The organism is Roseateles sp. (assembly GCF_031397715.1).
Lineage (GTDB): Bacteria > Pseudomonadota > Gammaproteobacteria > Burkholderiales > Burkholderiaceae_C > Paucibacter_A.
The window spans coordinates 1-5,944 of the sequence record NZ_JANNMI010000161.1; the positions used below are offsets into that span (position 1 = coordinate 1).

General features: G+C 64.2%; 4 protein-coding genes and 1 pseudogene. 3 read left to right on the forward strand and 2 right to left on the reverse strand.

Going from position 1 to position 5,944, the window contains the following annotated elements; translation table 11 throughout:
• Window positions 1-1,649 (forward strand): VacB/RNase II family 3'-5' exoribonuclease (locus tag RMO57_RS07025; protein ID WP_310385357.1); only part of this gene is annotated, 1,649 nt, incomplete at its 5' end.
• Here RMO57_RS07025 and RMO57_RS07030 read toward each other — a convergent pair.
• A complete protein-coding gene (locus RMO57_RS07030) occupies window positions 1,646-3,178 on the reverse strand; it encodes an NAD(P)H-hydrate dehydratase (protein WP_310385358.1) in 1,533 nt (510 codons plus the stop codon). The two genes, RMO57_RS07025 and RMO57_RS07030, sit on opposite strands and share 4 nt — an antisense overlap.
• A 12-nt stretch (window positions 3,179-3,190) precedes the next feature.
• A complete protein-coding gene (locus tag RMO57_RS07035) occupies window positions 3,191-4,501 on the reverse strand; it encodes an FAD-dependent oxidoreductase (RefSeq protein WP_310385359.1) in 1,311 nt (436 codons plus the stop codon).
• Window positions 4,502-4,983: 482 nt separating this feature from the next.
• On the opposite strand from RMO57_RS07035, the gene rpsB reads away from it, so the two are divergent.
• Both rpsB and RMO57_RS07045 read left to right on the forward strand, forming a co-directional pair.
• On the forward strand, window positions 4,984-5,730 hold the full coding sequence (rpsB, locus tag RMO57_RS07040; RefSeq protein WP_310385360.1) for a 30S ribosomal protein S2: 747 nt from the start codon (window positions 4,984-4,986) through the stop codon (window positions 5,728-5,730).
• Between the two features lie 125 nt (window positions 5,731-5,855).
• Window positions 5,856-5,944 (forward strand): annotated as a pseudogene (locus tag RMO57_RS07045) (elongation factor Ts); the annotation flags it as partial.

Here is a 5,944-nt window from a genome sequence, read left to right on the forward strand (position 1 = left end):
GCTGGCGCTTGCTGGTGGCGATCGCCGACGTCAGCCATTACGTCAAACCGGGTGACCCGCTGGACGGCGATGCCTATGAGCGCGCGACCTCGGTTTACTTTCCCCGCCGCGTCATCCCGATGCTGCCGGAGAAGCTCTCCAACGGCCTGTGCTCGCTCAACCCAAGCGAAGACCGCTTGTCAATGGTCTGCGATATGTTGGTGACCGCGAGCGGCGAGGTGCAGGCCTATCAGTTTTACCCGGCGGTGATCCGCTCGCATGCTCGCTTCACGTACACGGAAGTCGCGGCGGTACTTGGCAACACTCATGGCCCTGAAGCCGCCAAGCGGCGTGACTTGGTGCCGCATCTCTTGCATCTGCATGAGGTCTACCGGGCCTTGCTGGCCGAGCGCGGCCGGCGCGGTGCGATCGACTTTGACACGGTGGAAACGCAAATCGTATGCGACGACAACGGCCGCATCGAAAAGATCATCCCGCGCACCCGCAACGAGGCCCATAAGCTGATCGAAGAGGCGATGCTGGCGGCCAATGTCTGCGCGGCGGATTTCATTGAGCAGTCCAAGCATGGCTCGCTGTTTCGCGTGCACGAAGGTCCAACGCCTGAGAAACGCGTGGCCTTGCAGGCCTATTTGCGCGCTCTGGGCCTGGGCTTGTCAATTGGCGACAGTCCCAAGCCCAGCGAGTATCAGGCGATCGCAGCGGCCACCAAGGACCGGGTCGACTCAACGCAGATCCACTCAATGCTGCTGCGCTCGATGCAGCAGGCGATCTACACCTCGGCCAACGCCGGGCATTTCGGCTTGTCCTACCAGGCCTACACCCACTTCACCAGCCCGATTCGGCGTTATCCCGACCTGCTGGTGCACCGTGTCATCAAGGCAATCCTGGCCGACAAGCGTTATCACCTCGACAGCGGCAAGATGGACGTGCCGATGGCGGCCAAGCGGCCCGGCCGTGCCGCACCGATCGACCCTGCCAAGGCCTCGACCGAGATCGAGCGCTGGGAGGTCGTCGGCGCCCATTGCAGTGCCAATGAGCGGCGCGCCGACGAGGCCTCGCGCGATGTCGAAGCTTGGCTGAAGTGCCGCTATATGCGTGAGCATCTGGGCGAGGAGTTCGCCGGCACGGTCAGCGCGGTGACCAGCTTTGGCTTGTTCGTGCAGTTGGATGCGCTCTATGTGGAGGGCTTGATTCACATCACCGAGCTGGGGGGCGAGTATTTCCGCTTTGATGAAGTCAAGCAGGAATTGCGCGGTGAGCGCAGCGGTATGCGTTATGCGACCGGCGCGCGCGTGCAGGTGCAGGTGAGCCGAGTTGATTTGGATGCCCGCAAGATCGACTTCCGCCTGGTGACCGACAACGAGGAGGCCAAGCTGGTCGCGCGCGCACTGCGCGACAAGGCCGGTGTCGGCAGCGCGGAGCGCGCGCCTGGCAATGCCGTCGAAGCGTTGGAGCAAGTGCGGCGCACCGACCGGGAGGTCAAGAGCGGGGCCAAGAGCGCCCGCAAGGGCCGGCAGGCACGCAGCGGCGGCGCGGGGTCGGCTGCTGCCCATCCGGTCAAGGCCGCGCGTCAAGCGGCGCGAGGCGCCGATGCGATCAAGCCTATGGGCGCCGGCGCCACCGAGCCGCGTGCCCGCAAGCGGCGCTAACTGAGGTCGGGCCCGGTGTGGAGTGCGTGCATATGCTCCACCAAGTCGGCCGCTCGCAAAGGGCCGCCTGCTTGGCTTAGCGCGGCGGCACCATGCCAATAGCAGGCCAGGCAGGCCAGGTCATGGGGGTCAGCCATGGGTTGTTGCGCCCACAGCCCGCCCAGCCAGCCGGCGAGTACATCGCCGCTGCCCGGCGTTGCCAGTGCGGCGCTGCCACTTGAATTGATGGCGGTTTGGCGATGCGGGCCGGCAATGATGCTGCCGGATCCCTTCAGAATGACTTGACAGCCCAGTTCATCGACCAGCGCCTGCGCCGCGCCGATCCGGTCGGCTTGCACGCTGGCGGCGTCGCTGCCCAGCAGCCGCGCGGCCTCCAAGGGATGCGGGGTCAAAAGGGTGGCCAAGCCTTTTGACCGCCGCTGCTTGAGACCTGTGCGCAAGCCGGTGTCAAGCGCCACGGCGTTCAAAGCATCTGCGTCGAGCACCAGGCGCTGTCCGTGGCCCAGCACTTGGGCTAGCTGAGCGGCGATTGCGTCGCCGCCGCCGCAGCCGCAAACCAGCGTCTTGTGACACCAGCTCGCGATGGCGCTGGGGTCCTCCAGGCTGGGCTGCAAAAATCGCATCAGCTCAGGCCTTTGGGGGTCAATGTCGTCCGGCGCTGCCCCCAAAAAGCAGACGTAAACGCGACCCGCGCCCGCGGCCAGCGCCGCACGTGCGGCCAAGCGTGCGGCGCCGCGCATGCCGGCCACCCCGCCTATCACCAGCACGTCGCCTTGGCTGCCCTTGTGCTTGGCATGGTTGCTGCTTGCGGCGGCCTGAGCGCGCCATGCGCTCAAGCACGGCGCGCCCACCAGCAAGGCGTCGCCCGCATGGGTTGGCGCTTGCCCCAAATCGTCAAACCAAAGCTCGCCGCAATGGGCGCGTCCCGCGCCGGTGAACAAGCCAGGCTTGAGCGTCAGCAAGGCCAGGCAGTGCTGAGCATGCACGGCGGCCTCGCCGGTCAAGCAGCCATGGTCTGGATGCAGGCCGCTGGGCAGGTCCAGCGCCAACACCGGCGCGCTCAGGCTGTTCAGGGCCTTGATGCCGGCGGCAATTTCGGGGCTGGGCGCGCGACTCAAGCCCAGGCCCAGCAGGGCATCTATGCCGAGGCGGGTGCTCGGCGGCGCTCGCATCTCGGTGCAGATCGCAAGCCCGGCATCTTGCGCCGCAGCCAAGGCTGCAGCCGTGGCGGCAGGTGGCGTGTTCTTGCTCGCCAGCAAGCTGACCCGCACCGCGATGCCGTGTTGATGCAGTAGGCGGGCAGCCACCAAGCCGTCGCCGCCATTGTTGCCGGGGCCGCAGGCAACCCAAATCGGGCCGTCATGGTTAGGCACCAGCGCCAAGGCCAGGCGCGCTGCTGCCATGCCGGCTTGTTCCATCAGCTGCGTGGTGGACCCGCTCGCCGCCAAGGCCCGCGACTCGATCTGTCGGCTGCTGATCGTGTTGAACAGTGGCCAATTGGCGTGGCTGGGTAGGAGTTTTATTTGCACCCTAATAGCTTGTCAGGCGCAACGGCCAATGTCCAGTCCTGTGATGTCGGGCAGGTCGGCGCTGGCCTGACGGCCACTGACTTGTTCGGCCAGGACCCGTGCGGCGCCGCAGGCCAGGGGCCAGCCCAAGGTCGTCGCTGAGCCTTGAGCAAGATTCAGCCAAATGCCGTCGCGGGCGCAGGCGCCCAGCAGCGGCAGCCCGTCGGCCGCCAAGGCCTGGGAGCCCTGCCAGTGCTGCACTGCAGTGCTTTGCATTGAGCCGGGAAACCAATCGTCCAGCGCTTGGTGCAGCGAGGCCAGCGTCGACTTTCTGGCTCGCTCACTGGCGGTGGCCGGCGCAATTCCGCCGGCCACGCGAATCCGTTGGCCGATGCGGCCAATCGAAATCTGCCGCTGCTGGTCGAACACCGCAGCTTGGGGGCCGAGCTCGGGGTGGGCCTCAAGTTGGCGCAGTGGCGCCGTGATCGAATAGCCTTGGATTTGGGTCAGTGCCGGCTTGAGTTTGAGGGCTCGCAACAACTCGGTGGCAGCCGCGCCGGTGCAAATGATGATGGCGTCGAAGCAGTCTTCTTTGCGACCAAGCGGCGCTGGCCGGGTGTCGTCGTTGCCGTCGCGCAGCTCGCTTTGCCGCGAGGGGTCGGGCAGGCTATCGGGCGGCGGGGTGTATTCGTGCACAAGCTTTGCCGGTATGCCGGGCGTCAGGCTGCGCACCGTCGTGTGAAAGCGAAACTGCGCGCCCAGGCGCTGCGCTGCGCCGCGTATCAAATGAGCGAACTGCCGGCAGTTGCCGCTTTCGCCCTGGCCCAGTTGCACGCCGCCGTGCAGGCGCATATCAGGGTTCAGGCCGGGCTCGATGCCGCGGCATTGTTCGGCCGTCAGCACTTGGGCGCTCAGGCCCCACGGCGTCAACAGGTCCAGCCCGGTTTGTGCGGCGTTCAAGTCCCGCTCGCTGCGCAGCAGCACCAAGGTGCCGCAGGCGCGCTCATAGTCCATCTGCAGGCTGCGGCGCAACTCCATCTGTCTCGCGCTGCTGAACAGCGCCAGCTTCAACAGGCGTTCTTGCAGCACGCCTTGCTGCTTGCTGCGGCCGGCCCGCCAACGCTGCCAACCCCAGGCCAGTTTGGCTCCGCCGCCCAGTGCTGGCCATTTCACTTGACCCCAGGGAAAACTCAAGCCGGGCGCAGTGAGCCCTGCGTTCGCGAAGCTGCCCTCAGCGGCGACGCTGCCGCGGCGCTCAAATACGGTGACTTGGTGGCCGTCTGCTGCGCATTCATAGGCGGTGGTGACGCCGGCAATGCCGGCGCCGATGATGGCAATGCGCATCTCAATAGTCTCGACTCAAGGTGTTTTCAACAAGCTGGGCTGGCCGCAGCAAGGGTTCAATTTGTGCGGCCACTGGCGCGGCGGCAGTCAGGCCGGGCAGTGTAGTGCGTCATTGTTTCGAGCACTGTCCGCATGCCGGTTGCGGCGTCAACCGGCGGCGGATTTGCACGCCTGCGCGGCTGTTTGCAGCCTTGTTTGCAGCCCCGCTAGCGCCGGCGCGTGAGTCGCCAACCGAGGCTGGGTTGCCAAAATTGTGTATACTCCTTGGGTTTTGCCGAGCACTCAGGGCTTTCCCTGGGCGGTAAATCGAAAAGTAAGGCAAGTAGTAAGTCAGTAAGTCAATCGCAAACCGGCCACTCAGAGGTGTTGCTGCTGTATTCGAGTTTGGCCATGGTTCGCATTTCGATGCGGAGTTTGGCTAAACGTCACGCTGCAGAGCAATTCGGGCCGGATTTAAGACACAACCTTCGGAGTCAATGAATATGTCCGTAACAATGCGCGAAATGCTGGAAGCCGGCGTCCACTTCGGTCACCAAACTCGTTTTTGGCACCCCAAGATGGCCCCGTATATCTACGGCCACCGCAACAAAATTCACATCATCAACCTCGAGAAGACGCTGCCTGCGTTCGAGGAGGCGTTGACTTTCGTGCGCAATCTGTCCTCCAAGGGCGGACGCGAGATGATGATCGGCACCAAGCGCCAAGCGCGTGAAGTGATCGCTCTGGAAGCTCAGCGTTGCGGCATGCCTTATGTCGACCAGCGTTGGTTGGGTGGCATGATGACCAACTTCAAGACCGTCAAGGTGTCCTTGAAGGCACTGAAGGACATGCAAGCGCAGGTTGATGCCGGTACCCAGCCCGCCATCAAGAAAGAAGCCCTGATGTTCCAGCGCGACTTGAGCAAGCTCGAGCGCAATATCGGCGGCATTCAGGATATGAATGGCCTGCCGGACGCCATCTTCGTGATCGACGTGGGCTTCCACAAGATCGCCGTCGCCGAGGCCAAGAAGCTGGGCATTCCTGTCATCGGCGTGGTTGACACCAACCACTCGCCCATCGGCATCGACTACGTGATCCCGGGCAACGATGACTCGGCCAAGGCCGTGGCTCTGTACGCCCGCGCCGTCGCTGACGCTGTGCTGGAAGGCCGTGCCAACGCCGGTAACACGGTGGTGCAAGCCGCCGCTCCTGCAGGCGACGAGTTCGTGGAAGTTAGCGAAGGCGCTTAATTTTCTGGCGCTCAAACAAGGAGGGGGCTGATTCAGTCCCCTTTTTTTCAAAGCATTTTTTTGGGGTTTGACTGAGTGCTGGTTTTGGCCCGACTCGCAGGCCCGCTGAATACGGAGATTTGAAAATGGCTGCAATTACCGCAAGCATGGTGGCTGAACTGCGTGCCCGCACCGATGCCCCGATGATGGAGTGCAAGAAGGCGTTGGTCGAAGC

Bases quoted from the DNA above. Each gene is read 5' to 3' on its own strand.
- RMO57_RS07035 (WP_310385359.1), bottom strand. From the start codon at position 4,501: ATGCGCATTGCCATCATCGGCGCCGGCATTGCCGGCGTCACCACCGCC.
- rpsB (WP_310385360.1), top strand. From the start codon at position 4,984: ATGTCCGTAACAATGCGCGAAATGCTGGAAGCCGGCGTCCACTTCGGT.